This window comes from Actinomycetota bacterium, assembly GCA_035640355.1.
In the GTDB taxonomy this organism is placed as follows: domain Bacteria; phylum Actinomycetota; class UBA4738; order UBA4738; family HRBIN12; genus CALGFI01.
The window spans coordinates 29,403-53,147 of record DASQWI010000018.1 but is presented as its reverse complement, the minus strand read 5'-3'; the positions used below and the strand labels follow the sequence as shown (position 1 = coordinate 53,147).

The following is a 23,745-nucleotide window of genomic DNA, read 5'->3' as shown; positions in this document are numbered from 1 at the left end:
CGGGCACTCGTAGAGTGACGGGTCGTGAGATACCGCGTCGAGGAGCTCGCCGCTTTCTGCGATGTCTCGGTCGACACCGTCCGCTACTACCAGACGCGTGGGCTGCTCCAGGCGCCGCGTCGCGAGGGCCGGCATGCCTGGTACGGAGACGAGCACGCCGACCGAATCCGGGAGGTCCGGGAGCTCCAGAGGAAGGGATTCACGCTCGCCGCGATCAAGCGCGTGCTCGACGGCGAGCTCGGCCGCGCCGACGTTGACCTTGCCGCCGCGGTCCACGCCGCTCGCGGTGACGGGGAGCGGGACGACCTCCTCACGCTGGACGAGTTCGCGCGGCGCAGCGGAGTCCCCGCATCGTTGATCCAGGCGGTGGAGCGCGAGGGCATCAAGCTGGGTCGAACGGTCGAGGGCATCGAGCGCTACACGACGGCAGATATCGACATGGTCCGGGCAGCGCTCCGGCTGCTCGAGTTCGGACTGCCGGTCGGCGAGCTCCTGTCGCTCGCCAGAGACGCCAACGACGCGATGGTTCACCTCGCCACCCGCGCCGTCGAGATGTTCGACCAACACGTGAGGAGACCGATCGCCGACACTGCCTCCTCAGACGACGCGGCCGCCGCTCAGCTCGTCGACGCCTTCGACTCGCTGCTTCCCGCCGTGACGAATCTCGTGGCCAATCACTTCAGGCGCGTGCTTCTGGCGGAGGCGGAGGACCGGCTCCGGTGACGCAAAGCGACGATCTCCCAGTTGGGGATGAGAAGGTCACGACGGTGCGCGCGATGTTCGACCGCGTCGCTCACCGCTACGACCTGGTGAACCGGGTCATGACGTTCGGCATGGACGTGGGGTGGCGCCGTCGAACGGTTCGCGAACTGCGCCTTCCCGGCGGCGCTCGGGTCGCGGACCTCGCGTGCGGGACGGGCGATCTGTGCAACGAGCTCGAGCGGAACGGCTATCGAGCCGTGGGGTTCGACTTCTCGCGCGGGATGCTCGTCAACGCGACGACCAGCGTGCCGCTGGTCCAGGCCGACATCCTTAGGCTGCCGATCTCGGACGGAACGATCGACGGCGCAACCTGCGGCTTCGCGTTACGGAACGTGACCGACGTGGGCGCGCTGTTCACGGAGGTCGCGCGGATCCTGCGTCGCGGCGGTCGCGCGGCGTTCCTCGAGACGAGCGAACCGGAGGGGCGTCTCATGCGAGCCGGCCACCGCGTGTACTTCGGTCGGATCGTTCCGATGATCGGCGGCGCGCTCTCAGATCGAGACGCCTACCGATACCTCCCTCGTTCGATGGCCTACCTGCCGAAGCCAGACGAGCTGGTCGCATCGATGCGCTCGGTGGGATTCGCCGACGCAGCTCGCGTGCCGCTCGCCGGCGGAGTGGCCCAGATCGTCGCCGGAACGCGGTCGTGAGCGATCCGGCTCTCGTCGCGCGGGCCTCGAAGCTCGGTCCGTCATTCGATCTCCTGGCGAACTATCAGGTGGGTGGATTCTTCTTCGAGAGATCCGGTCTGGGCGTGTCCGGGATCGGGGTGGCGCACACAATCTCGATCGAAGCGGGGCCCGAACGGATCCTTCGGATGTCACGGATGCTCGCCGACCTCCTCGGGGAGATCCGTCGCGACGAGAACGCGCCGGCTCCGGTCGCCGTTGCGGCGATCCCGTTCGGAGACGACACGGCTGCCGAGGCGGCGATCCCGGAGCGTGCGGCGGTACGACGCGATGCGGGAGAGACGTGGCAGATCGACGTCGTGCCGGCGGGTCTCGCGCCACTCGATACGCCGCGCGAGCGGTGGACCGGCCGAGCGATCCCATTCGCGCCGTTCGCCGACATGCAGCTGCGCCCCGATCCGGAGCCCGACGACTACGCGGCGGCGGTCGAGCGCGCGACGAAGCGGATCAGGGCAAACGAGTTCCAGAAGGTGGTTCTGGCTCGTTCGTTGATCGTCGACGCCGAACGGGAGCTCGACGCCAAGCAGCTTCTGTGGCGGCTCCGAGCCGTGGACCCGGACTGCTATGCCTTCGCAACGCTGCCGTTCGGGGCGCCCCCGGGAGCGATCCTCGTCGGCGCGTCGCCTGAGCTGCTCGTTTCGCGTCATGGCCGCGACGTTCGAGCGACGCCGCTGGCGGGCTCGGCGCAGCGGTTCGGCGATGCGTCGCGAGACCGCGCTTCGGCCGACAAGCTGTTCCGTTCCGAGAAGGAGCGCGAGGAGCATCGCGTCGTTGTCGAGGACGTGGGACATGTGCTCGGCGCGTTCTGTGACGAGCTGGAGCATCCGCACGAGCCCGAGCTCCTCGGAACCGCGAACGTGTGGCACCTCGCGACGCCGTTCCGCGGCCGGCTCCACGACCCGGGCGTCAGCGTGCTCGAGCTCGTCGCGGCGCTGCACCCGACGCCCGCAGTGTGCGGAACCCCGCGTGAAGAGGCGCGCGAAGCGCTCGCCGAGCTCGAACCGATCGATCGCGGCGCGTACGCCGGCCCGGTGGGATGGGTCGACGCCAACGGAGACGGCGAGTGGGCGATCGCCCTTCGGTGCGCCGAGATCACCGGCAAGACGGCGCGCCTGTTCGCCGGGGCGGGCATCGTCGCGGATTCGGTTCCCGAGGCCGAGGTCGACGAGACCGAACGAAAGTTCCGCGCGCTGCTCGACGCGCTTCGCTGGGGCTAGTCGCCCTCGAGCGGCAGCGCAAGCGGAGCGTCCTCGTCGCCGAACCCGGCACGCCGGTAGAACGGAACGGATCGCTCGCTGGGCCACAGGATCGCGCCGCTCGCACCCCGACTCTGCGCGCACCCCACGGCTGCATCGAGGAGCGCCCCCCCGACACCACCGTTGCGAAGTTCAGGCTCCACGTACATGTTCGTGATATACGCGATGGGACGCTCGCCGCGGCGAAGGTTCGGATGCGGAACACGCTCCACGAACTGGACCCAAACGCATCCGATGAGGGGGCCGTCTCGCTCGGCAACGAACGCCTTCCACTGTTGTCCGCCAAGCGCGTCCTGCACGAACGACACCATTTCGTCGACGAACGACTCGACCGTGATCGACCGCTGCGTACCGGCCTCGATGCGGAACTGCCATCGGAGCCGCGCAAGTTCATCCGCGTCGCGAACCGTCGCCTCTCGCACGACGTGGCCCTCCGGAGGCGGGAGCGTCATCGTTCGATGCTATGCGCGTAACGCGTCTGCGACCGCTGCATGGACCGTGGCGTGGCGCCGCACGTTCTCTTCGCGGTCGATGGGAACCTCGACGACGTGAACGCCGCCGGCCGACCGAGCGCGCTCGACCGCCGGGACGACGTCTGAAGCGAGGTCGACGCGCTCATGCCCGGCGCCGGCTGCGGTGCAGACCGCCGACAGGTCGAGACCATGCGGAGTCGTGAAGAGCTCCTCGAGCTCGGGAACGTCCTGCTGCGCGAGGAACGAGAAGATCACGCCGCCGTCGTTGTTCGGCACGACGAACACGCAATCGATCCCTCGCCGGGCGCTCCACAGGAGGGACCCGACGTCGTGGAGGAGCGTCAGGTCACCGCAGTACGCGACCGTCGGCGCCCCGGGCGCGGCCGCACCGAGCGCCGTGGAGACGAACCCGTCGATCCCGCTCGCCCCGCGGTTCGCCAGCACGCGCAGCCCCTCGCGCGGCACCATGTAGGCGTCGAGATCGCGCACGGGCATGCTCGAGCCGACGACGAACGTCGACCCGTCCGGCGCGGACGCCGCAACGTCACGCGCGAGCCGTCCTTCGTACGGCTCGTCCCACCCGTCGATCGTGGTGTCGACAGCACCCCGCGCTCGGACGTCTGCGTGGTGCCAGGTCTTGTGCCACGGCGTCTCGAGCCGCGCGTCCACAAGGTCTTGGATCTCCGGCATGACTGAGGCTGCTTCCGCTCGGAGCGTCCACGCAGCTTTGCGATGTGGGTCACCCACGACGTGATCCTGATCGAGGATCACGAGCCGCCCGGCACGGCGCACGAGCTCCAGAACGGCACGCGATGTCGGGGCGGCACCGAACTGAAGGACCACATCCGGGACATGGGTGGAGAGGAACCGCTCATTCGCGACGAGGAAGGGACCGGCCGAAAGCGTTCCCGGAACACGCAGACCCGAAGTGGGCTCGGCCAGAACCGGCCATCCGACCGACGCTGCGAGATCCGGCAACGTCGGAGGTGATTCACGCATCGATCCGACCACGACGATCCCCCGCTCCGCGTGAAACTCGTCGCGGAGGCGGGCCAGTTCCTCCGGTTCGGCACGCTCGCTGATCGTGAACTCGGTCCCCGATGGAGGTGACGCAGTCATCGCGACGGGTCGGGGGACGAGCGGCTCGCGGAATGGGAGGTTCAGATGCACCGGGCCGGGCGGTGGTCCCATCGACGCCCGCGTCGCCTGGAGGACCACGTCGTGCCACCGTTCCTCCTCCGGTACATCACCGGGGACCGGTGCGTCGAACGACGCCCGCACGTAGCCGTCGAACATCCCCGGCTGCTCGATGGTCTGGTTCGCACCGGTGGCGCGAAGCTCCGGCGGCCGATCGGCCGTCAGAAGCACCAGCGTCGTTCGTGACATGAACGCCTCGACGACGGCGGGGAACAGTTCCGCGGCGGCGGTGCCGCTCGTGGTGCACACGGCGACCGGCTTGCCCGTGGCCTTAGCGATCCCGAGTGCGAAGAACGCGGACGAGCGTTCGTCCAGATGAACGTGCGTGCGGACGTGTGGATGCCTTCGAAGAGCGAGCGCGGTCGGCGTCGAACGTGAGCCGGGCGACACGCACGCGTGTTCCAAGCCAAACCGAACGAGGTCGTCCACCACCCACCACGCCGCCGCGAACGACTGCTCGGCCTCGCTCACGTCCGCCCGATCCACAACCCGGCTGCGAGGAGGACGCCGAAGACGATCTGCAGCACTGCAGTACCGACAAGGACGCCGATCAACGCGCGGCCCCGCGCACCGGCGATCGCGGTGACCTGCCTGTTCGCGACGGGCAGGGCGCCGAACGCGAGAAGCGCCCACGGCGTGATCCCGATCCCGTCGTCGATCGCCTCGGCGATCACGCCCAGCGCGACGACGAGGAACGCCGCCACAACGCACGCTCGGTACAACGCCCGGGTCCGCCGGTCACCGAACCGAACCGCAAGCGTCCGACGACCGGCCGCGGCGTCCGTCTCGATGTCACGGAGGTTGTTCGCCACCAGGATGGCGACGGCGAGGAACCCCACCGCCGCGCTCGACCACCATGCGGCGGCGGGCACCGATTCCGCGTGCGCGAAGGCCGTTCCGGCGGTCGCCAGAACGCCGAAGTAGAGGAACACCATGAGCTCGCCGAGCCCGAGCTCCGCGTAGGGTCTCGGGCCCCCGCTGTACAGCCAGAGCGCGAGCATCGCCGTCGCCCCGAGCGGCACGAGCCACAACGTCGTCACCAACGCCAGAGCCAGACCCGCGATGCCGGCGACGAACACGCACGCGAGCGCCGCTAGGAGCACCGACCGCGGGGAAGCGAGTCCGGACGACACCAGTCTCGGCGGCCCGATGCGTTCCGCGGTGTCGACGCCGCGAATGCCGTCGTGGTAGTCGTTCGCGTAGTTCACGCCGATCTGCAAACCGAGCCCGACGAGCAGCGCGGCGACGAACCGCCACGGCACGACCTCATGCGCCGCGGCCGTCCCCACGACGACGGGTGTCACACTCGCGCCGAGCGTTCGCGGACGCGCGCCGCGCACCCAGATCGATACCGCGCTCACGACCAGGGCACACTGCAGGCCGACGTCACGGCCGCTTGGGGAATCGGGAGAAGTCCGGGTCTCGTTTCTCGACGAACGCGTCCCGACCCTCCTGGGCCTCCTCGGTCATGTAATAGAGGAGCGTCGCGTCGCCGGCGAGGTTCTGCACGCCGGCGAGCCCGTCGATCCCGGCGTTGTAGCCGGCCTTGAGCAGCCGGAGCGCGAGCGGGCTCATGCGGAGCATCTCGCGGCACCAGGCGATCGTTTCGGTCTCGAGGTCGTCGAGCGCCACGACCGTGTTCACGAGGCCCCAGTCGAGCGCCGTTCTCGCGTCGTACTGCCGGCACAGGAACCAGACCTCTTTCGCGCGCTTCTCGCCGATCTGCCGCGCGAGCAGGTTGATGCCGTAGCCGCCGTCGAACGAGCCCACCTTCGGGCCGCTCTGACCGAATCGGGCGTTGTCGGCGGCGATCGTGAGGTCGCAACAGAGATGGAGGACGTGGCCACCGCCGATGGCATACCCGGCGACCATCGCAACCACCGGCTTGGGCAGCCGGCGGATCTGGATCTGGAGGTCGAGGACGTTCAGCCGGCCGATGCCGCGCTCGTCGACGTAGCCGTCGTCGCCACGGATCCTCTGGTCGCCGCCGCTCGAGAACGCCTCGGTTCCCTCACCGGTCAGGATCACCACGCCGACCGCCGGATCGTCTCTCGCGACGTCGAACGCGCGCGACAGCTCGCGAACCGTGAGCGGGCGGAACGCGTTCCGAACCTCCGGCCTGGCCATGGTGATCTTCGCGATGGCCTCGGCAGTCTCGTACCGGACATCGGAGTACTCGCCGGACGCGATCCATTCCATGACTACGCACTCCTAGAGCGATCGCTCGAACCGTTCGCTAGCCTAGCCGATGTGACACGGGAACCAGCCCTCGACCTCGTCGAACACGACCTCGTCGCCGTCCGGCTTCCTCCCGGCCCGCGTTGGCTCGGCGTCCTCGACGAGGCATGGGAGCGCGGCGCCGCAGTGATCCCCATCGACTCCCGCGCGGCCGCACCAGCCGCCGAACGTCTGGTCCGTCGAGCGCACCCGACGGCCATCCTTTCGGAGAGCGGCATGATGCGCCCCCCCGACGGCGAGCCCGTCGACGACGGCGTCGCGCTCGTCGTCGCGACGTCCGGTACGTCGGCCGAACCGAAGCTCGTCGAGCTCGAACGCGATGCGATCGAGGCCGCGGTCAGGGGATCGGCGGAAGCGCTTGCGGCCTCGGCCGGCGACGGATGGGTCCTTTGCGTTCCGACGTCGCACGTGTCCGGCATGCTCGTCCTGTACCGCGGTCTCATCCTCGGGGCGCCCGTCGACGCTCACCCGGGGTTCGATCCGCGTCGGATCGGCGCAGTGCAGGAGATGTCCTTCGTCTCGATCGTCCCGACGATGCTCGTCCGGTTGCTCGACGCCGGCGTCGAGCTCGACGGGTTCACCGCGATCCTCGTCGGCGGCGGTCACCTCCGACCGGACGTTCGGGAGCGGGCCGAACGTGCCGGCGGGCGAATCGTCGAGACGTACGGCCTGACCGAGAGCTGCGGCGGCGTGGTCTACGACGGCGTGCCGCTCGCCGGTGTCGCCGTTCGCGTCGACGCGAACGGAAGGATCGAGCTCGGCGGGCCGACGCTGATGAAGCGGTACCGCTCCGATCCGGGCGCGACGATGGACGCGTTCACCGACGACGGATGGCTGCGAACGCGAGATGTGGCGACGTTCGACGGGGAGGGAAGGCTCGACGTGGTGGGCCGGATCGACGACGCGATCACGACGGGGGGCGAGACGGTGTGGCCGCGCGAGGTCGAATCCATCGTCTCGTTGCACCCAAAGGTGGCGGACGTTTCGGTCGTCGGCCGTCGAGATGACGAGTGGGGGGAGCGGGTCGTGGCGCTGGTCGTGCCGCGGGATCCGGCGGACCCACCGACGCTTGAGGAGCTCCGGACGCTCGTAACCGAGCGGCTAGGCCGATTCAAGGCGCCCCGCGAGCTCGAGATCGTCACCGACGTTCCCCGAACGGCGATCGGGAAAGTGCGACGGCCTGGCGAGACCATGGTTACGCCGGAATAGTCTCCGGTTATCTTGCTTGGAGAGGCGTGGTGATGACCGAGACGCGTGAGGTGGTCGTGCTGGGTTCTGGCCCGGCGGGATTCACCGCCGCCCTGTACGCGGCACGGGCGAACCTGCGTCCCCTCGTCCTCAAGGGTCTCGAGTCGGGCGGGCAGTTGATGCTGACGACCGACGTCGAGAACTACCCCGGCTTCCCAGACGGAATCATGGGCCCCGAGCTCATGGAAGCGATGGAGAAGCAGGCCGCTCGGTTCGACGCCGAGATCGTGGCCCAGTCGGCAACCCGAGTGGATCTCTCGGAACGACCGTTCGGCGTCTGGGCGGGCGACCACGAGTGGCGCGCCCGCACCCTCGTCATCTCGACGGGCGCGAGCGCCAAGTGGCTCGGCGTCCCGGGCGAGGAGCGGCTCCGGGGGCGCGGCGTCTCGGCCTGTGCGACGTGCGACGGGTTCTTCTTCCGCGATCGTGAGCTGGTCGTGGTCGGCGGCGGCGACACCGCGATGGAGGAGGCCTCGTTCCTGACGAAGTTCGCGAGCAAGGTGACCATCGTGCACCGCCGCGACGAATTCCGCGCATCGAAGATCATGCAGGAACGAGCGCTCGCGAACCCCAAGATCGACGTCGTGTGGAACACCGTCGTCGACGAGATCACCGGCAACGGTGCCGTGAGCGGCGTCAAGCTCAGGAACGTCAACGACGGAACCGTGAATGACTTCGCCACCGACGGCGTGTTCATGGCGATCGGACATACGCCGAACACGTCGCTGTTCGAGGGACAGCTCGAGCTCACCGACGGTGGGTACATCGTCGTGCAGGAACCGACGACCGCGACGAGCGTTCCCGGTGTGTTCGCCGCCGGCGATGTCACCGATCGCCACTACCGTCAGGCGGTGACGGCGGCGGGTCAGGGGTGCAAGGCCGCGATGGACGCCGAGCGCCTCCTCCAGATGGAAGCGCATTCGACGGCGGAATCCACCACTGCGCCGCTTGGTTGACAACGTTGGCACCGAGAGCAGCAACCAACGACGAAAGGAAATGAACCGTGGGGCTGATGGGTGACGTGACGGATCAGGACTTCGACGAGCGAGTGCTGAAGTCCGACGCGCCGGTGCTGGTGGACTTCTGGGCCGAGTGGTGCGTGCCGTGCCACATGGTCTCGCCGGTCGTCGAGGAGATCGGTCGTGACAAGGGCGACGCGCTCCAGGTGGTCAAGCTCAACATCGACGAGAACCCCGAGGTCACCCGGCGGTTCGGCATCATGAGCATCCCGACGCTGATGCTGTTCAAGGACGGAGCGGAGGCCGCGCGCCTGATCGGCGCTCGGGGCAAGGACGCTCTGTTGCGCGAGCTCGACCCGCATATCGCCGCCTAGAGCGGCGCGTGGATTGCGACACTTGCAGTATTGCCTCCGGCGTTCGCCTACCCGGACACTTCTCGGATGGAGCTGATCCGACAGGGACATCACGGTGAGGAGGTCCGCGACGTCCAGCACCGGTTGCTGGGCGCGGGGATCCGCATCGACCCGGACGAGCTCGACGGAACGTTCGGTCCGTCCACCGAGGCCGCTGTGCGCGAGTTCCAGCGGCATCGCGGATTGCCTCCCGACGGCGTGGTCGGTTCAGACACGTGGGGAGAGCTCGTCGAGGTGGGCTACCGCATCGGCGACAGAACGTTGTACCTGCGTTCCCCCGCATTCCGAGGCGACGACGTCCGCGAGCTCCAACGCATGCTGAACGCATTGGGCTTCGACGCCGGAAAGCAGGACGGCATCTTCGGTTCGAAAACGGCGCGTGCCGTCCGAGAGTTCCAGCGGAACGTCGCGTCGAAGGCGGACGGGATCGTCGGTCTGGCCACGGTCCGCTCGCTCGAGGGCATGCGACCGACGCTCCACGGACCGAGCCGAGCGATGGTTCGCGAGGCCGAGACGGTGAGCCGCATGGGCGCGTCGCTGGTCGGATCGATCATCGCCGTCGACCCCGGCCACGGGTCGACCGATCCGGGCCTGGAGGCCCGCGGGCTAGCAGAGGCCGACGTGGCGACGGCCGTCGCGATGGCACTCGTCGACGACCTCACTCGGCGAGGCGCACGGCCGCTCCTGCTGCGAACGGCGACCGATAACCCCGACGTCCACGACCGGGCTCGCCGCGCGAACGCCGCCGACGCGACGGCGTGCATCTCCATCCATCTCGGCGGCGGCGACCTCGTCCCCCGTGGCTTCGTTTGCTGCTACTTCGGAACCCCGAGCACGCACTCCCCCATGGGTATGCACCTCGCAGATTCGCTGCGTTCGTCGCTGAACCAGCTCGGCCTGCCGGACGGCGGCGTCAGACCGCTCGCCATCACGATGCTCCGCGAAACGCGGATGCCGGCCGTCCACGTCGAGCTCGCCGTCGCGGCGAACGAGGACGAGGCCGAGCGCGTCGCGGAGCCGGCGTTCCCGGCATCTGCGGCGACGGCGATCGCCGACGGGCTGGAGCGGTTCCTCGGCGCCGGGCTCGTCGTGCACGACGAACGCGCTTCGTCGGGCCGCGCCTAGGCGCGTCCTCGATCCAAGGGTCCCCCGGTATCTCGTCGTGCACGTGACAGCGCGAGCAGGACGACGCCGAGCGCGACACCGAGCAGCGTCGCCTTCACTGTGCGGCGAACCTCGTCGGCTGACGGCGATTCCACGCGGCGTATCGTAGCGACCCGCTGCTTCCAGAAGGGGGTCGCCGTGCGCTTCAACCTGATGCTCGAGGGTCAGGAGGCGGTGACGTGGGAACGATGGCTCGCCGTCGCCGACGCGTGCGAGCGACTCGGCTTCGAGGGCTTGTACACCTCCGACCACTATCTCTCGGTCATGCGCGCCACCGATCGCGGCTCGAACGACGCGTGGACGATCCTGTCGGCGCTCGCGGCGCGAACCGAACGTATCCGCCTGGGGACGATGGTCTCACCCGTGACCTTCCGTCACCCGACGGTGCTCGCGAAGGTCGCCACGACGGTCGACCGGATCGCGGGAGGACGCGTCGACATCGGGATGGGCGCCGGATGGTGGGTGGAGGAGCATCGAACACACGGCTTCCCGTTCCCCCCGACCGGGGAACGGATGCAGATGCTCGAGGAGCAGCTCGAGATCGTTCACGGGCTCCTCACCGAGGACACGTTCTCGTTTCACGGTGCTCACTATCGCCTGGACGAGAGCCGGTTCGCGTTCAAGCCCGTCCAGCGACCGCATCCGCCCATCACCCTCGGGGGGAAGGGAGGACCGAGGATCTCGCGGCTCGCGGCCCGGTGGGCGGACGAGTTCAACACCGTTGGTGGCACGCCCGACGAGGTCCGACGCCGGTTCGAACGCGTCCGCCAGGCGGTCGACGTGCAGGGCCGTGATCAGTCCTCGTTCGTCACGTCGTTCATGACGTGGTTCTACCTCGGCGCCGACGAGGACGAGCTACGCCAACGAGTGGAGCGCGCCCGGCGCCTCGATCCGCGCGCCGGTTCATTCGACGACTACCTCGCCGACATCTCCGAGGACTGCATCGTCGGAACGCCCGAGCGCGCGGCCGAACGACTCTCCGAGTACGCTGCCAACGGCGTACAGCGGGTCATGCTGAACGACGCGCTCTTCGAGGAGATCGACATGATCGAGCTGCTCGCGAACGAGGTAGTTCCCCGCGTCGAAGCGTGACCGCACCTGCTCCAAGGGGTTGCGCTCATGCCCGGTGTGCGTCCTGCCGACGTATAGCATCGAACGCTCATGGCCGAGTTCAACGTCGACCCGTACGCCGATCTCTACGCGCGCCGCGCCAGCGGCATGACGGCGTCGGAGGTTCGCGCGCTGTTCTCGGTCGCTTCCCGTCCGGACGTCGTCTCGCTCGCCGGCGGGATGCCGTACGTCCAGGGGCTCCCGACCGAGCACGTCCTCGAGGTCGTCGAGTCGGTGCTGGTCGAGCGAGCGGACGTGGCGCTCCAGTACGGCGGCGGCCAGGGTTCGCCGGTGCTTCGGGAACGCCTCGCGAGGTTGATGGCCGAGGAGGACACGCCGGCAGACCCGGAAGACCTCGTCGTCACCACCGGTGCGCAGCAGGCGCTGGACCTCGTGGGCAAGGTGCTCCTCGATCCCGGTGACGTGGTCGCGGTCGAGGCGCCGGCGTACGTCGGAGCGCTGTCTGCGTTCAGCGTGTACGAGCCACGATTCCTTCAGGTCGACCTCGACGACGACGGCATGATCGTCGAGCAGCTCGAGGAAGCGCTCCTTCGCGGAGAGCGGCCGAAGTTCGTCTATACCGTGCCGAACTTCCACAACCCGGCCGGGGTGACGATGTCGCGGGCGCGTCGAGAGCAGCTCGTCGCGCTCTGTCGCGAGGCCCGGATCCCCATCATCGAGGACAACCCCTACGGGATGCTGCGCTTCGACGGCGAACCTTTGCCTACGCTGCGCTCGCTCGATCGACAGAACGTGATCTACCTCGGCACCGTGTCCAAGGTGTTCGCGCCCGGCGTTCGTGTCGGTTGGGCCGTCGCGGAACCCGGCGTGCTGCAGCGCCTCGTCCTGGCAAAGGAGGCCGCCGACCTGTGTGGCAGCCAGTTCACGATGCTCGTCACCGAGCGCTACTTCGACGGCGAGCTGTGGCGGCGGAACCTAGGCGGGCTCGTGGCGACGTACCGGAGCAGGCGCGACGCGATGCTCACGGCACTGAAGGAGCATTTCCCGAGCGATGCGAGGTGGACGATGCCATCCGGCGGGTTCTTCGTGTGGGTGACGCTCCCCGACTACTTCGACACTCCCGCGTTGCTCGCGGCCGCCGTCGACCGGAAGGTCGCGTATGTGCCCGGCACCGGGTTCTACCCGGACGGCCGGGGGCGCCAGCAGATGCGCCTGTGCTTCAGCTACCCGACCGAAGAGCGGATCGCCGAGGGGATCCGGCGCTTGGGAGAGCTCCTGGCCGACGAGGAGGAGCTGTTCCGATCGCTCTCGGGGGCGTGACGAGGCTCGCGGTCCTTGCGGGCGGTCGATCGCCCGAGCGCGAGGTCTCGCTACGTTCGGGACATCGTGTCTCGTCCGCGTTGCAGGCCCGAGAGTTCGACGTCGTGCTGGTCGACCCCTCCGAAGGCCCATTCGTCGAGAACGCTTCCGCTGCAAGGGTCTCCGCTTGCTATGTCGCGCTGCACGGAAAGGAGGGCGAGGACGGCGCCGTCCAGCGGCTGCTCGAGCTCCTCGGCATCCCGTACACGGGTTCATCGCCGCATGCGTGCCAGCTTGCGTTCGACAAGGTGCTGGCCAAGGAGTCGCTGGACGAGGCGGGGGTTCCGACGCCGCCGTGGGCCGCGATCCAGGCAACGGCGCTGCGAGATCTCGCCGCGGGCCCGGCCCTTCGTCACGTCATCGAACGTGTCGGTCTCCCGCTCGTCGTGAAACCGTCTCGCGCGGGCTCCGCGATGGGCATGTCGTTCGTCGACCACGAACGCGACCTGACGCACGCGGTGATGAACGCGCTTTCGTTCTCGGACACCGCCGTCATCGAACGGCGCATCGAGGGAGCCGAGGTCGCGGTCGGCTTCGTCGGCAGCACCGCCGAGCCGCTTCCACTCGTCGAGATCGTTCCGAAGTCGGGCGTGTTCGATTACGCGGCCCGGTACACGGCCGGGGCGACGGAGTACTTCGCGCCTGCACGCCTCGAGCCGGAGGTCGCCTCGGCGTGCCAGACCACGGCCTCGAAGGCGTTCGACGTCCTCGGCGTGCGCGACGTGGGCCGAGCCGACGTGCTTCTCGACCACGACGGCACACCGTGGGTGATCGACGTCAACGTTTCGCCGGGGATGACCGACACGAGTCTGCTTCCGATGGCGGCGCAGGTGGCCGGCGTGCCGTTCGAGGAGCTGTGCGAGCGAATCGTGCGACTCGCGCTCGACCGACCCGCCTAGATCCCAACCGACCGGGGCAGGTGCCGCCCCGTTCGTTACTCCGGCGCCAGCCCCGGGCCGGACCCCACGATCTCAGACACGATCCGGTCCAGGTCGTCCGCCGAGCCGAACTCGATGACCATCTTCCCTCGACGCTTGCCCATCTGGATCGTGACCCGGGTGGCGAGCTGCTCCGACAGGAGTTCCTCGACCTCGGCGAGAGGGTTTTCCACAGGGGTCGGAACGGCTTTGAGCGACGGCTTCCCGGCATCGGAAGCGGGATGGTCGATGTAGTTCCGGACGAGCTCCTCGACCTCGCGCACGGTGAGGTCTTCTGCGGCGATCCTCAGGGCAAGGGTCGTCTGCGCGTCCGAGTCCGCGAGGGAGAGCAGCGCCCGGCCATGCCCCGCCTGGATCTTGCCTACCGCGAGTAGCTGCTGCGCGTCGGCAGGGAGCTGCAGCAAGCGGATGGTGTTCGCGATGTGTGACCGTGACATACCGAGACGCTCTGCGAGCGTCTCCTGCTTCAGCCCGAGCTCCTCGAGCAACTCCCGAAAGGCCTCGGCGAGCTCGATCGGATTGAGGTCCTCCCGGTGGATGTTCTCGATGAGGGCCTCGCGGAGGGACTCGGCGTCGTCGCTCTCCCGGACGACGACCGGGATCGTTGCCAGACCGGCTGCCTTCGCGGCTCGGAGGCGTCGCTCCCCCGCGATCAGCTCGAACGCCTCCCCCGTGCGCCTCACGACGATGGGCTGGAGGACACCGACCTCTTGGATCGACACGGCGAGCGCCGAGAGCGTCTCCTCGTCGAAGACCGTCCTCGGCTGGCGAGGGTTGGGCCTCACGGCGTTCACGGGCACCTCGAGCAGCCCCGCACCGGTCCCCTCTTCGACCGCACCCGGGATGAGAGCCGAGAGCCCTCGCCCGAGTCCGCCGCGCTTCGTCATCGATCTCCTCCTCGGTCGCCCTTCCGGAACAAGCCCCACCCCTTCTTCCGCTCTGGCTTGTCTGGCTCGCCGCGTGCTTCGCCGCCGACGCGCTCACCATCTCGTCCGGCGGCGTCGCCCTCTTCACCGATCACGGTCACTCCGGCTCGCCGATCGGGCTCCGCCGTTGACATCGACCCACCGCTATCGATCTGCGATACATCAGGCTCGACTGGAGCGTCTCCCGGCGGAGTGGCGGCGGGCGCCGAGGAGGTCTCCATGTCGGGTTCAGGCGGAGACCCGAGAGGGCTTACGTGGCGGTTCCGGTCGGCATCGACCGGCGCAGCAGGCTCGCCCTCCATGGCGTGCACCTCGGGCGCGGCGTCCGCCCGCTCGTCCGGGCTGCCGTCATGCGGCGAGGCGCTTGGCTCGATCTCATCCCCCTCGCTGACGAGCGGGCGCGGAGCCCGCGGCGGAGCCTGCTCGGGCGGGGGGACGATCACGGTGGGGATGTCGTCGACGACGGGGAGGGGGGCGTCGTCCGGGAGCTTCGCCGCGACCTCGGCGGCGAGCTCGCGGTAGCTCTGGGCGCCGCGCGAGCGCGGGTCGTACTCGGTGATCGGAAGGCCAAACCCCGGCGCCTCGGACAGGCGCACCGTTCGAGGGATGATCGTGTCGTACATGCGCTCGCCGAAGTACCGCCGCACCTCTTGGACGACCTGATCCGACAGCTTTGTCCGGGGGTCGTACATGGTCATCACGATGCCGGTGAGCCGGAGTCTCGAGTTGACGTTCTGCTGGACAAGCCTGACGTTCCGCAGGAGCTGCCCGAGACCTTCCAGGGCGTAGTACTCGCACTGGATGGGCACGATGAGCTCTTCTGCGGCGCCGAGCGCATTCACAGTGAGCAAACCGAGCGACGGCGGGCAGTCGAGGAGGATGTAGGTGAAGTCCGACTGCTTGAGCGGCTCGATCGCCTTTCGAAGCCGGAGCTCCCGCGAGAACTGGCTGACAAGCTCGATCTCGGCGCCGGCAAGGTCGATCGTCGAGGGAATCGCGAAGAGGTTCTCGATCGGCGTCTCGACGATTGCCCCATCGATGGGAGCCTCGGCCGCCAAGACGTCGTACACGGTTACCTGACGGGCGTCGTGACGGATTCCCAGACCCGTAGAGGCGTTCCCCTGCGGATCCAGGTCGACGACGAGGACCTTGTGGCCAAGCTCGGCCAGTGCCGCGCCCAGGCTGACAGCAGTCGTGCTCTTGCCAACCCCGCCCTTCTGGTTGGCGACGGCGATGACACGGGTTCGAGGCGTGGCCAACGGCGCAGTCTCCCGGCTCTGCTCGGGCCGCGCGCGACGATCGGAGCGGGCGCTCGGCCGCTAGCGGCTCATGATAACCAGCGGCCCGAAGCTTTCAATACGGGAGCCGCGTGGGAGAGGCATGACGGCGATCGACGAGCAGCCTTCCGGGCGGTCAGGCCGCTCGAAACCCGGGCCCGCGAAGTAGACCAGGCGGCCCCCGGACCGAAGTCTCGGCCGCGCGACCGCCCATGCCTGTTCCAGTGGCGCGAACGCCCGGGCGAAGCAGAGGTCTACGGCGACGCCGAGGGACTCGATCGTGGCTGGCAGGATCAGGGCGTTCTCGATCCTCATCCGCTCGAGAGCCAGCTCGAGGAACGCGATGCGCGTCCGGCGCGGCTCCACCAGGCGCACGGTGAGTGCCGGTCTGGCGATCGCCACGGGGATTCCGGGAAGCCCGGCCCCCGATCCGATGTCGAGCGCGTCGAGGTCGCCGACCCGAGTGACCGCGGCTGCGCGGAGGGAGTCGAGGATGTGGCGATCGCGGATCCGGCCGGAATCGGACCGAGCGACCAGCCCGAGATCCACCGCCCTCTCTCGAAGGAGGGACTCGAACTCCAGGAGGGACGAGGCCTGGTCGTCGACAAGCGGAACGCCAATCGATCTCGCGGCGCTCGCCAGGGCCTCCTCGGAACGTTTCACGTGAAACACGACCTTGAGGTCAACGGGCGGGGAGGCGGGATTACTCTCGGGTCGACCCGGAGTGCAACCTCAGCGTCGCCGCTGAACCACGACGTGCCGATCGAGTCCCTCGCCTCGGCTGGCGCTCGAAGCGCCTCCCACCTCCGCCACGGCGTCGTGGACGACCTTCCGGTCGAACGCGTTCATCGGCTCCAGCTCTTCCTCGCGGCCCGAGCGCGCCACCCGCCGGGCGATCTCGCGAGCCCTTGCCGCCAGGCGGGAGCGCTGGCGACGCCGGTACTCTTCGACGTCGACCACGATCCTGGCCCGCAGACCCGTCCGCTGGACCACCACGACTCGGGCCAGCTCCTGCAGCGCCTCCAGCGTCTGGCCATGTCGCCCGATCAGCAACCCGAGATCCTCGTCATCCTCTTCGCGCCCGACGATGTCGACGTACATCGTTCCGTCCTCGAGCGCCGGACCGACGTCCGCTGCGACGCCCATCCGCTCGAGCACCCCTTCGAGAAACTCCGCCGCCACATCGGCCTGATCGTTCAGATCCTCATCGCTGAGCTCGCCGTCGTCGGCACGGCGCACGCGAACCGATACCACGGCGTCCTGCGAGCCGATCCCGATCAGACCGTGACGCGGCTCCTGCAGGATGGAGACCTCGACCTCTTGCTCGCTCACGCCGAGCTCTGTCAGGGCCGAGTCGACGGCCTCCTCAACGCTTGGGGCGCTTCTTTGGATCTCCTCCACCACTGCCTCCGGACCCCGGCTTCCTCCGCTGCGTGCTCGAACCCGGCCGACCACTCCCGGGCTTCCGAGTCGTGCCCGGTCGCGCCGTTCCGGTCTGCCGGCGGTCCCGCTCTTCTTGGGCTCGGGCCATCATCGAGGCGATGATGCCCTTCCGTTCCGGCTTCCCATTCGCGGCAGCGGCGGCCAGGCTCTCGGTCGTCGGTCGCGTTCGGAGCATGTAGTACTGCTGACCGATCTGCCACAGGTTCGACGTCGTCCAATACACCACCAGTCCCGCGGGGAAGAAGATCCCGAACACGCCGAACGTAATCGGCAGGATCCGCAGGATCGCCTGCTGCTGCGACGAAGCCGCGCCAGGCGGGCTCGCCTTCTGCATCTGACGCTGCTGGAAGTAGGTCGTCCCGAACATGGCGGCCACGAACACGTAGTAGGGGATCCGGTTGAGGTCGCCGCCGCAGTTCACCGGGTATTCCAGGGGGACCGTTTCGCCCCTCACCGTCACCCGGTCCCCCAGCGTCGCGTCCTCGTTTCCGGCGTTCGAGGGTGAGCACAACAGGTTCATCCCCAGGAACGAGACGCCACCGCCCACGGGTCCTGGTTCGTCGGGCACCTGGGCCCGCACCTCCTCCGCCGTGCTGTCCTCGTCGATCTGTACCGGCGGGATCTGTTCCGTCACAACGGCATAGAGCTCCGATTCGGCGGGCACGTGGATCGGGTGCTGCGGGAATCGGAGCACGGAGTACATGGCGATCAAGATGGGGAACTGCAGGAGGACCGGCCAGCAGCCGGAGAACGGGTTGACCCCATACTCTTTGTACACCTTCATGATCTCTTCCTGCTGACGCTGCCGGTTCTGCTTGTACTTCTGCTGGATCTGCTTCACCTTCGGCTGGACGAGTTGCATGTGCTGCATCGACCGCACCTGCTTGATCCCCAGGGGCAACAAGATCAGCCGGATGACGAGCGTCAGGATGATGATCGTCACCCCGAGGTTCCCGACGACCCCGTAGATCTGGGCGAGGACCCATCCCAGGCCGTTGAGCAGCGCCTGCCACGGCGCCCAGGCGATCACTGTGCCGAGGCCCTCTGTATGCCGGAGTCATACACACCGTGCTCGCGCCGCGGACCGGGCACGTGATCCACGCCGCCCGCCGTGAACGGGCCACAACGCGCCAGCCGCCACGTCGCCAGGGCGACGCCCCGAAGGGCACCGTGACGGGCGATCGCTTCCGCCGCATAGGTCGAGCAGCTGGGGTAGAAGCGACACTGGCCCCCGAGCCATCCCGACAGCGTGAATTGGTACAGGCGGATCAGGCCGATCAGCACCACCCGCACCGGCGTCCCGGAAGCCCAGAGCGCCGCCCGCATGTACCTCACGAACGCGTCACCCCGGCGCGAGAGAGCAGCTCGTCCACCTCCGTCACCAGGTCGCGCGAGCGCGCTCCTTGGATGGTGCCTCGAGCGACCAGCGCGACGTCGAACCCATCAGGGACCGTGGGCGCGAGCTCCCGCCACGCGGCCCGCATGATGCGCCGGGCCCTGTTGCGCAAGACCGCCCGCCCGACGCGGCGTCCAGCCACGAATGCGACCTTCCCCGTGCCGGGAGCGACAAACAGTACCACCCGGTTTCCGTGGAATGCCCGGCCCGTCGCGATGACGCGACCGACGTCGGATGTACCCGTGGTAAGCGAACCCGCCCTACGCCGACAGTCGAGAGCGGCCCTTCGCGCGACGACGGGCGATGATCGTCCGGCCGGCGCGCGTGCGCATGCGGAGCCGGAAGCCGTGGCGCTTGGCCCGCCGCCGATTGTTCGGCTGAAATGTGCGCTTCGACATGGGTCGCCTTCGGAACCGCTCGCTACGTGTGAGTCCCGCCGTCGGCAGGGGACTCGAAGTATACCGGCGGGCCCGGTCCCCGATCTCAACAGAAAGAAGTGCGCCAAAAGCCTCCCGCGGGCGAGCGATGTGAAAAACCTCGGTGCTATAGTCCGCGGGCTTCACCGGCGCGTGCATCTCCCCGCACGACGCCTTGCGCTTCCCCCACGAGGTTTCCACACTTGTGGAAAGGCCCTGTGGAGAAGTATGGCCGTTGCTTCATACGAGGAAGCCGCCAAGACCACGTGGACTCGCGTCGTCGAGCGCGCTCGCCGCGAGCTCCCGGAGAGCTCGTTCTCCATGTGGTTCCAAGGCGTCGAAGCGACAAGACTGCATGACGGCGTCCTCGAGGTCCTCGCCCCATCGGAGTACGTCAAGGACCGCCTGGCGAAGAACTACGCGGACCTGATCAGGAAGGCGGCAACGGAGGCGCTGGGCCTCCCGGTACGGATCCGTTTCCGAGCGGCACCCCCCGAATCGCCTGCGGCCCAACCCGGACCGTCGGCGACCGCGACGCCGGTTCACACTCCCGTTGAGGGGCGGGGAGCACCGGGCCTTCCGTTCCCGAACTACACGTTCGAGGCGTTCGTTCCGGGACCGTCGAATCGCTTCGCTCACGCCGCGGCGATGGCGGTCGCGGAGGCCCCACCGTCCAAGGCGTACAACCCGTTGTTCATCTACGGCGGAGTCGGACTGGGCAAGACGCATCTGCTCGTCGCGATCGGCCACCAGATGCACCGGCTTTCGCCGCGACTGCGCGTCAAGTACGTCACGAGCGAGAGCTTCATGGCCGAGTTCATCAAGGCCGTTCGGGAACGACAGGGGTATCAGTTCGCCGCGCGGTATCGCGACGTCGACGTCATGCTCGTCGACGACATCCAGTTCCTCGCCAAGCGCGAGGAGACGCAGACCGAGTTCTTCCACACGTTCAACGCGCTGCACGAGAAGGAGCGGCAGATCGTCATCGCGTCCGACCGTCCGCCGCAGGAACTCGGGATGGAGGAGCGACTGCAGTCGCGGTTCCGCATCGGGCTGTGCGTCGACGTCCAGCCGCCCGACGTGGAGACTCGCATCGCCATCCTTCAGCTCAAGGCGCAGCGGGAAGCCGTCCACGTCCCCGACGAGGTCATCGACTTCATCGCCAGCAAGTTCGACCAGAACATCCGAGAGCTCGAAGGCGCGCTCGTCCGGGTCGTCGCCTGGTCGGACTTGACGGGCCACGCCATCACCACCGACCTCGCGGAGCACGCTCTCGAAGACCTTCTGCCCCAGGCCGAGGCGGAGATCCCGCCGCAGGTGATACTCGAGGAGAGCGCCAAGTACTTCGGGCTGTCCGTCGAGGACCTCGTCTCGCCGAACCGCTCCCGGCCTCTCACGACCGCCCGGCACGTCGCGATGTACCTCATGCGCGAGTGCAGCGGCCAGAGCCTCGTGAAGATCGGGGACACGTTCGGCGGCCGCGACCACACCACGGCACGCCACGGGATCCTGAAGATCGAGCGCGACATGCGAGCCCGGAGCACCACGTACCGCCAGGTCCAGGACCTGTCGAGGATCGTCCGAGACCGGGCCCGGGGGACGTGACACGTCGTGCAAACGTTGTGCACGGCCCGGGAGCCGGCCGGGAGATCTCGACGACGCCGACTCCTTCATGCACCGTTTCCCCCATGGCGTCCCCATGTCACACGGGCCCGCTACGCTCGGAAAATGGGTGGGTTCTCCCTTTTTCCCCAGGCCCTACCACTACTAGAGGTAAAAAGAGGGAGCACGTAGAAGCAGCAAGGGGGTGGAAACGTGAAGTTCCGGTGCGACCGTGATGCGCTCTCGGAGGCGCTCCAGACCGTTCAGCGCGGCGTGTCCTCCCGACCGGGCATCCCGGCCCTGACCGGGGTCCTGCTCGAAGCGGCATCAGAGGGTTCGCTCACGCTCACGACGACCGATCTGGAGGTGTCGGCCCGCCTGGCGATCGAGGTTCAGGTGGCCGAAGAGGGAACGGCTCTCGTGCCCGCTCGCCTGCTGGGCGACACCGTCAAGAGCCTCTCCGATGCGCCGGTTGAGTTGGAATCCGACCAGAGCCAGGCCCACATCCGATGCGCCGCGTACGAGGGAGCGCTCCGCCTGCTTCCGGCGGAGGACTTTCCGGCCCTCCAGCCGCCGACGGGTACCCGGGTCGTGGTCGAGGCCCAGCGGTTCGCGGAGGCGGTCGCACAGGTCGCTCGTGCCGCGTCTCGCGACGAGGCACGCCCCATGCTCACCGGCGTCCTCGTCGAGGTCAGCCGCGAGGGCATCACACTCGTGGCCACCGACTCGTACCGGCTCGCGGTCCGCGAGCTCGTGGCGACGGCATCCGGTGAGGCGAAGTCGCTCGTGCCCGAACGTGCGATGACCGAGGCCGGCCGCGCTGCGCAGGCGATCGAGAAGGGCGACATCGAGCTGTTCATCGACCAGAGCCAGGCCTCGTTCCACCTGGGGCAGCTCTCACTGACGTCGCGGCTGATCGACGGAGAGTTCCCCAACTATCGGCAGCTACTTCCGGAGCGCTACGAGAATCGACTGACCGGTTCTCGTCAGCAATTGATCGATGCGGTTCGGCGAGTCGGCCTTCTCGCACGCGACACGTCGCCGATACGGCTCGAGTTCAACGCACTCGGGGTGAAGCTGTCTTCGTCGTCACCGGATCTCGGTCAGGCGGTGGAAGCGGTCGAGTCGAAGTACGAGGGCGAAGACGTCACCGCGGCGTTCAACCCCAACTACCTGGCGGACGGTCTGGCGGCGACGATCGGGAACAGCGTCCATGTCGAGGTCCGTGACGGCCTGAAGCCCGGCGTCGTGCGCGGCGAAACGGACGACTTCACGTACCTCGTCATGCCGGTTCGGCTCCCAACGCCCGTCGGCTAGTTCGGCGTTGCATCTGTCCTGGGTGGAGATCCGGGACTTCCGTAATCACGCCGAGACGCGACTCCAAGATCTTGGGCCGGACTTGATGGTGCTCGTCGGACCGAACGGTGAGGGAAAGACGAATGCGCTCGAGGGGATGGCGTTCGTGTTCTTCCTGCAGTCCCCGCGAACGTCGTCGACGGAATCGGTCGTTCGCCGCGGAGCCGAGGCGGCATATTCGCGCGGGGAGATCGAGACCGGAGGGGGGCGCGTCCTTGTCGAGGTCGAGATCCCGGTCCGCGGCGCGAACAGAGTGCAGGTGAACGGCACGCGCGTACGCCGGAAGCGAGACGTTCGTCGTCAGGTGCGAGGCGTGTTCTTCGGCCCCGACGATCTGGTGATCGTGATCGGCGATCCTTCGAAACGGCGCGACTTGATGGATGACGTCGTTCGGAGCCTGTGGCCGCTCAAGGAGTCGGCGATCACCGCATACGACAGGGCGCTCCGTCAACGCAATCGCTTGTTGAAGGAGTGGGAAGGACGCGGGGCGCCGTCGGGGCTCGACGCTTGGGATGCCGAGCTGACGGAGACCGGTTGCGCGCTGATCCGGCTGCGGCGCGAGGGAGTGGAGCGGCTGGCGCCGGCGGCGGCGGAGGAGTACCGGCACCTCGCTGGCTACGGCCTGGACGTCGACTACGCCGCCAACGTCGGTGACGAGCCGCTCGAGGAGACCTTCGCGGAGCGACTAGCGGCTCGCCGGCAGGACGAGATCGTTCGCCGGACCACCCTGGTCGGTCCGCACAGAGACGATCTGGCGCTCGCCGTTCGCGACCTCGGTGCACGAGGGTTCGCGAGCCACGGGGAGGCGTGGGCGGCCGCCCTCTGCTTGCGGCTCGGCCTGGCGTCGGCCGTCGAGGTCGAGGTGGGCGAGCGGCCGGTTCTCCTCCTTGACGATCCGTTCTCGGCGCTCGACCCGGCTCGCCGCCACCGCGTCGCCGCTCGGCTCGGCGAGCGCGACCAGGTGTTCGTCACCGTCGCCGACGAGGGCCACGTGCCGGAAGAAGCCGATCGCGTCTGGGACGTGCGAGGCGGAACGTTGCGGGATCGGTCCTGATGCCGCACAGCAAGGGGTGGCGGAACCGAAAGGACGAACGAACCCGGGACGGCAGCACGATGGGGGAGATCGTCGACGGTCTCATGCGCGAGCACGCGTTCGCGCGTGGCGTGCCAATCGGGCAGTTGTCGGTGGACTGGGATTCGGTCGTCGGCCCTCGACTGGCCGCCGAATGCGCCCCGGTGAGCCTGGAGTCGGGCGTTCTGGTGGTCGCCGCGAGCGACGGACCGTGGGGTGCGCAGGTGCGTTTCCTCGCGTCGGAGATCCGCAACAAGGCGAACGCTGCGCTCGGCTCGAAGGAGGTCATGCGAGTGCACGTTGTCGTCCGCGCCGAACCACGGAAACGCTTGTAGCGCAAGGCGTTCGGCGCGGGCCCACGTGGCCGAAAAGGGGAGTGGATCCGGCACCGGCGTCACCCCCGATTGGTAGAATCAGTTGCAGCGTAGAACCGCGGCTTCGCGGGGCCCCCATGACGCTCGTTGGGCCTGCGCGCGCGCGAAACCCGACG

The 23,745-nt window shown here is 68.3% G+C and carries 27 protein-coding genes; 14 read left to right on the top strand and 13 right to left on the bottom strand.

Annotated features, from left to right (window positions below; translation table 11 throughout):
* Positions 1 to 24 precede the first annotated feature (24 nt).
* Genes VFA08_10015 through VFA08_10005 form a run of 3 tightly spaced genes read left to right on the top strand, consistent with a single transcriptional unit; the run spans position 25 to position 2,668 of the window.
* The gene (locus VFA08_10015) at positions 25 to 723 is read left to right on the top strand and encodes a MerR family transcriptional regulator (protein HYZ13924.1); all 699 of its coding nucleotides are present in this window, start codon (positions 25 to 27) and stop codon (positions 721 to 723) included.
* Positions 720 to 1,412, top strand: a complete 693-nt coding sequence (locus VFA08_10010) for a ubiquinone/menaquinone biosynthesis methyltransferase (GenBank protein ID HYZ13923.1) — start codon at positions 720 to 722, stop codon at positions 1,410 to 1,412. The genes VFA08_10015 and VFA08_10010 overlap by 4 nt, the downstream gene beginning before the upstream one ends.
* Entirely contained in the window at positions 1,409 to 2,668 is a 1,260-nt protein-coding gene (locus VFA08_10005) for an isochorismate synthase (GenBank protein HYZ13922.1), read from the top strand. Before VFA08_10010 ends, VFA08_10005 begins: the two co-directional genes overlap by 4 nt.
* Here the strand turns inward: VFA08_10005 and VFA08_10000 are convergent.
* The 4 genes from VFA08_10000 to menB are packed head-to-tail and all read right to left on the bottom strand — an operon-like array spanning position 2,665 to position 6,576.
* On the bottom strand, positions 2,665 to 3,159 hold the full coding sequence (locus VFA08_10000; GenBank protein HYZ13921.1) for a GNAT family N-acetyltransferase: 495 nt from the start codon (positions 3,157 to 3,159) through the stop codon (positions 2,665 to 2,667). The genes VFA08_10005 and VFA08_10000 overlap by 4 nt on opposite strands.
* 9 nt (positions 3,160 to 3,168) lie before the next feature.
* Positions 3,169 to 4,848: a 2-succinyl-5-enolpyruvyl-6-hydroxy-3-cyclohexene-1-carboxylic-acid synthase gene (gene menD / locus VFA08_09995; GenBank protein HYZ13920.1), complete on the bottom strand. Its 1,680-nt coding sequence runs from the start codon at positions 4,846 to 4,848 to the stop codon at positions 3,169 to 3,171.
* Complete coding sequence (locus VFA08_09990) at positions 4,845 to 5,738, bottom strand: 1,4-dihydroxy-2-naphthoate polyprenyltransferase (GenBank protein HYZ13919.1); 894 nt, start codon at positions 5,736 to 5,738, stop codon at positions 4,845 to 4,847. Before VFA08_09990 ends, menD begins: the two co-directional genes overlap by 4 nt.
* A 25-nt stretch (positions 5,739 to 5,763) precedes the next feature.
* A complete protein-coding gene (gene menB, locus VFA08_09985) occupies positions 5,764 to 6,576 on the bottom strand; it encodes a 1,4-dihydroxy-2-naphthoyl-CoA synthase (GenBank protein ID HYZ13918.1) in 813 nt (270 codons plus the stop codon).
* Positions 6,577 to 6,627: 51 nt separating this feature from the next.
* Between menB and VFA08_09980 the strand changes: the two genes are divergently transcribed.
* The 4 genes from VFA08_09980 to VFA08_09965 all read left to right on the top strand — a co-directional run bounded on the left by VFA08_09980 (position 6,628) and on the right by VFA08_09965 (position 10,360).
* Positions 6,628 to 7,824, top strand: coding sequence for an AMP-binding protein (locus VFA08_09980; protein ID HYZ13917.1), 1,197 nt, complete (start codon positions 6,628 to 6,630; stop codon positions 7,822 to 7,824).
* Positions 7,825 to 7,856: 32 nt separating this feature from the next.
* Positions 7,857 to 8,819 (top strand): thioredoxin-disulfide reductase, encoded by a 963-nt coding sequence (gene trxB / locus VFA08_09975; protein ID HYZ13916.1) that lies wholly within the window; start codon positions 7,857 to 7,859, stop codon positions 8,817 to 8,819.
* A 56-nt stretch (positions 8,820 to 8,875) separates the two neighbouring features.
* Complete coding sequence (gene trxA / locus VFA08_09970) at positions 8,876 to 9,196, top strand: thioredoxin (GenBank protein ID HYZ13915.1); 321 nt, start codon at positions 8,876 to 8,878, stop codon at positions 9,194 to 9,196.
* 66 nt (positions 9,197 to 9,262) lie between these two features.
* Positions 9,263 to 10,360 (top strand): peptidoglycan-binding protein, encoded by a 1,098-nt coding sequence (locus tag VFA08_09965; protein ID HYZ13914.1) that lies wholly within the window; start codon positions 9,263 to 9,265, stop codon positions 10,358 to 10,360.
* Here VFA08_09965 and VFA08_09960 read toward each other — a convergent pair.
* Complete coding sequence (locus VFA08_09960; protein HYZ13913.1) at positions 10,357 to 10,494, bottom strand: hypothetical protein; 138 nt, start codon at positions 10,492 to 10,494, stop codon at positions 10,357 to 10,359. The genes VFA08_09965 and VFA08_09960 overlap by 4 nt on opposite strands.
* A 43-nt stretch (positions 10,495 to 10,537) precedes the next feature.
* Here VFA08_09960 and VFA08_09955 point away from each other — a divergent pair, with 43 nt between their 5' ends.
* From VFA08_09955 to VFA08_09945, 3 genes are all read left to right on the top strand, one after another.
* On the top strand, positions 10,538 to 11,491 hold the full coding sequence (locus VFA08_09955; protein ID HYZ13912.1) for a TIGR03560 family F420-dependent LLM class oxidoreductase: 954 nt from the start codon (positions 10,538 to 10,540) through the stop codon (positions 11,489 to 11,491).
* Positions 11,492 to 11,560: 69 nt separating this feature from the next.
* Positions 11,561 to 12,790, top strand: coding sequence for a PLP-dependent aminotransferase family protein (locus VFA08_09950; protein HYZ13911.1), 1,230 nt, complete (start codon positions 11,561 to 11,563; stop codon positions 12,788 to 12,790).
* On the top strand, positions 12,787 to 13,728 hold the full coding sequence (locus VFA08_09945; GenBank protein HYZ13910.1) for a D-alanine--D-alanine ligase: 942 nt from the start codon (positions 12,787 to 12,789) through the stop codon (positions 13,726 to 13,728). The genes VFA08_09950 and VFA08_09945 overlap by 4 nt, the downstream gene beginning before the upstream one ends.
* 35 nt (positions 13,729 to 13,763) lie before the next feature.
* Here VFA08_09945 and VFA08_09940 read toward each other — a convergent pair whose 3' ends face one another.
* From VFA08_09940 to rpmH, 8 genes are all read right to left on the bottom strand, one after another.
* A complete protein-coding gene (locus VFA08_09940; GenBank protein ID HYZ13909.1) occupies positions 13,764 to 14,654 on the bottom strand; it encodes a ParB/RepB/Spo0J family partition protein in 891 nt (296 codons plus the stop codon).
* Positions 14,651 to 15,952: an AAA family ATPase gene (locus VFA08_09935; GenBank protein ID HYZ13908.1), complete on the bottom strand. Its 1,302-nt coding sequence runs from the start codon at positions 15,950 to 15,952 to the stop codon at positions 14,651 to 14,653. Before VFA08_09935 ends, VFA08_09940 begins: the two co-directional genes overlap by 4 nt.
* A 60-nt stretch (positions 15,953 to 16,012) precedes the next feature.
* The gene (locus VFA08_09930; GenBank protein HYZ13907.1) at positions 16,013 to 16,633 is read right to left on the bottom strand and encodes an RsmG family class I SAM-dependent methyltransferase; all 621 of its coding nucleotides are present in this window, start codon (positions 16,631 to 16,633) and stop codon (positions 16,013 to 16,015) included.
* 69 nt (positions 16,634 to 16,702) lie between these two features.
* Entirely contained in the window at positions 16,703 to 17,371 is a 669-nt protein-coding gene (jag, locus tag VFA08_09925) for an RNA-binding cell elongation regulator Jag/EloR (GenBank protein HYZ13906.1), read from the bottom strand.
* Positions 17,337 to 18,443 carry a YidC/Oxa1 family membrane protein insertase gene (locus tag VFA08_09920; protein HYZ13905.1) on the bottom strand — a complete coding sequence of 369 codons (1,107 nt, stop codon included), beginning with the start codon at positions 18,441 to 18,443 and terminating at the stop codon, positions 17,337 to 17,339. The genes jag and VFA08_09920 overlap by 35 nt, the downstream gene beginning before the upstream one ends.
* Positions 18,440 to 18,739 (bottom strand): membrane protein insertion efficiency factor YidD, encoded by a 300-nt coding sequence (gene yidD / locus VFA08_09915; protein ID HYZ13904.1) that lies wholly within the window; start codon positions 18,737 to 18,739, stop codon positions 18,440 to 18,442. Before yidD ends, VFA08_09920 begins: the two co-directional genes overlap by 4 nt.
* Before the next feature lie 5 nt (positions 18,740 to 18,744).
* Entirely contained in the window at positions 18,745 to 19,026 is a 282-nt protein-coding gene (locus tag VFA08_09910; protein HYZ13903.1) for a ribonuclease P protein component, read from the bottom strand.
* A 43-nt stretch (positions 19,027 to 19,069) separates the two neighbouring features.
* Positions 19,070 to 19,207 carry a 50S ribosomal protein L34 gene (rpmH, locus tag VFA08_09905; GenBank protein HYZ13902.1) on the bottom strand — a complete coding sequence of 46 codons (138 nt, stop codon included), beginning with the start codon at positions 19,205 to 19,207 and terminating at the stop codon, positions 19,070 to 19,072.
* Positions 19,208 to 19,453: 246 nt separating this feature from the next.
* On the opposite strand from rpmH, the gene dnaA reads away from it, so the two are divergent.
* The 4 genes from dnaA to VFA08_09885 all read left to right on the top strand — a co-directional run bounded on the left by dnaA (position 19,454) and on the right by VFA08_09885 (position 23,590).
* Positions 19,454 to 20,830, top strand: coding sequence for a chromosomal replication initiator protein DnaA (gene dnaA, locus VFA08_09900; protein ID HYZ13901.1), 1,377 nt, complete (start codon positions 19,454 to 19,456; stop codon positions 20,828 to 20,830).
* Positions 20,831 to 21,040: 210 nt separating this feature from the next.
* Positions 21,041 to 22,144: a DNA polymerase III subunit beta gene (dnaN, locus tag VFA08_09895; protein ID HYZ13900.1), complete on the top strand. Its 1,104-nt coding sequence runs from the start codon at positions 21,041 to 21,043 to the stop codon at positions 22,142 to 22,144.
* A gap of 22 nt (positions 22,145 to 22,166) precedes the next feature.
* The gene (gene recF / locus VFA08_09890; protein HYZ13899.1) at positions 22,167 to 23,237 is read left to right on the top strand and encodes a DNA replication and repair protein RecF; all 1,071 of its coding nucleotides are present in this window, start codon (positions 22,167 to 22,169) and stop codon (positions 23,235 to 23,237) included.
* Positions 23,237 to 23,590, top strand: coding sequence for a DUF721 domain-containing protein (locus VFA08_09885; GenBank protein ID HYZ13898.1), 354 nt, complete (start codon positions 23,237 to 23,239; stop codon positions 23,588 to 23,590). The genes recF and VFA08_09885 overlap by 1 nt, the downstream gene beginning before the upstream one ends.
* Positions 23,591 to 23,745 lie beyond the last annotated feature (155 nt).

Bases quoted from the DNA above. Each gene is read 5' to 3' on its own strand.
- rpmH (HYZ13902.1), bottom strand. From the start codon at position 19,207: ATGTCGAAGCGCACATTTCAGCCGAACAATCGGCGGCGGGCCAAGCGC.
- VFA08_09965 (HYZ13914.1), top strand. From the start codon at position 9,263: ATGGAGCTGATCCGACAGGGACATCACGGTGAGGAGGTCCGCGACGTC.
- VFA08_09885 (HYZ13898.1), top strand. From the start codon at position 23,237: ATGCCGCACAGCAAGGGGTGGCGGAACCGAAAGGACGAACGAACCCGG.
- dnaA (HYZ13901.1), top strand. From the start codon at position 19,454: ATGGCCGTTGCTTCATACGAGGAAGCCGCCAAGACCACGTGGACTCGC.
- yidD (HYZ13904.1), bottom strand. From the start codon at position 18,739: ATGCGGGCGGCGCTCTGGGCTTCCGGGACGCCGGTGCGGGTGGTGCTG.
- trxA (HYZ13915.1), top strand. From the start codon at position 8,876: ATGGGTGACGTGACGGATCAGGACTTCGACGAGCGAGTGCTGAAGTCC.
- VFA08_09940 (HYZ13909.1), bottom strand. From the start codon at position 14,654: ATGACGAAGCGCGGCGGACTCGGGCGAGGGCTCTCGGCTCTCATCCCG.
- menB (HYZ13918.1), bottom strand. From the start codon at position 6,576: ATGGAATGGATCGCGTCCGGCGAGTACTCCGATGTCCGGTACGAGACT.
- trxB (HYZ13916.1), top strand. From the start codon at position 7,857: ATGACCGAGACGCGTGAGGTGGTCGTGCTGGGTTCTGGCCCGGCGGGA.
- VFA08_10000 (HYZ13921.1), bottom strand. From the start codon at position 3,159: ATGACGCTCCCGCCTCCGGAGGGCCACGTCGTGCGAGAGGCGACGGTT.
- VFA08_09950 (HYZ13911.1), top strand. From the start codon at position 11,561: ATGGCCGAGTTCAACGTCGACCCGTACGCCGATCTCTACGCGCGCCGC.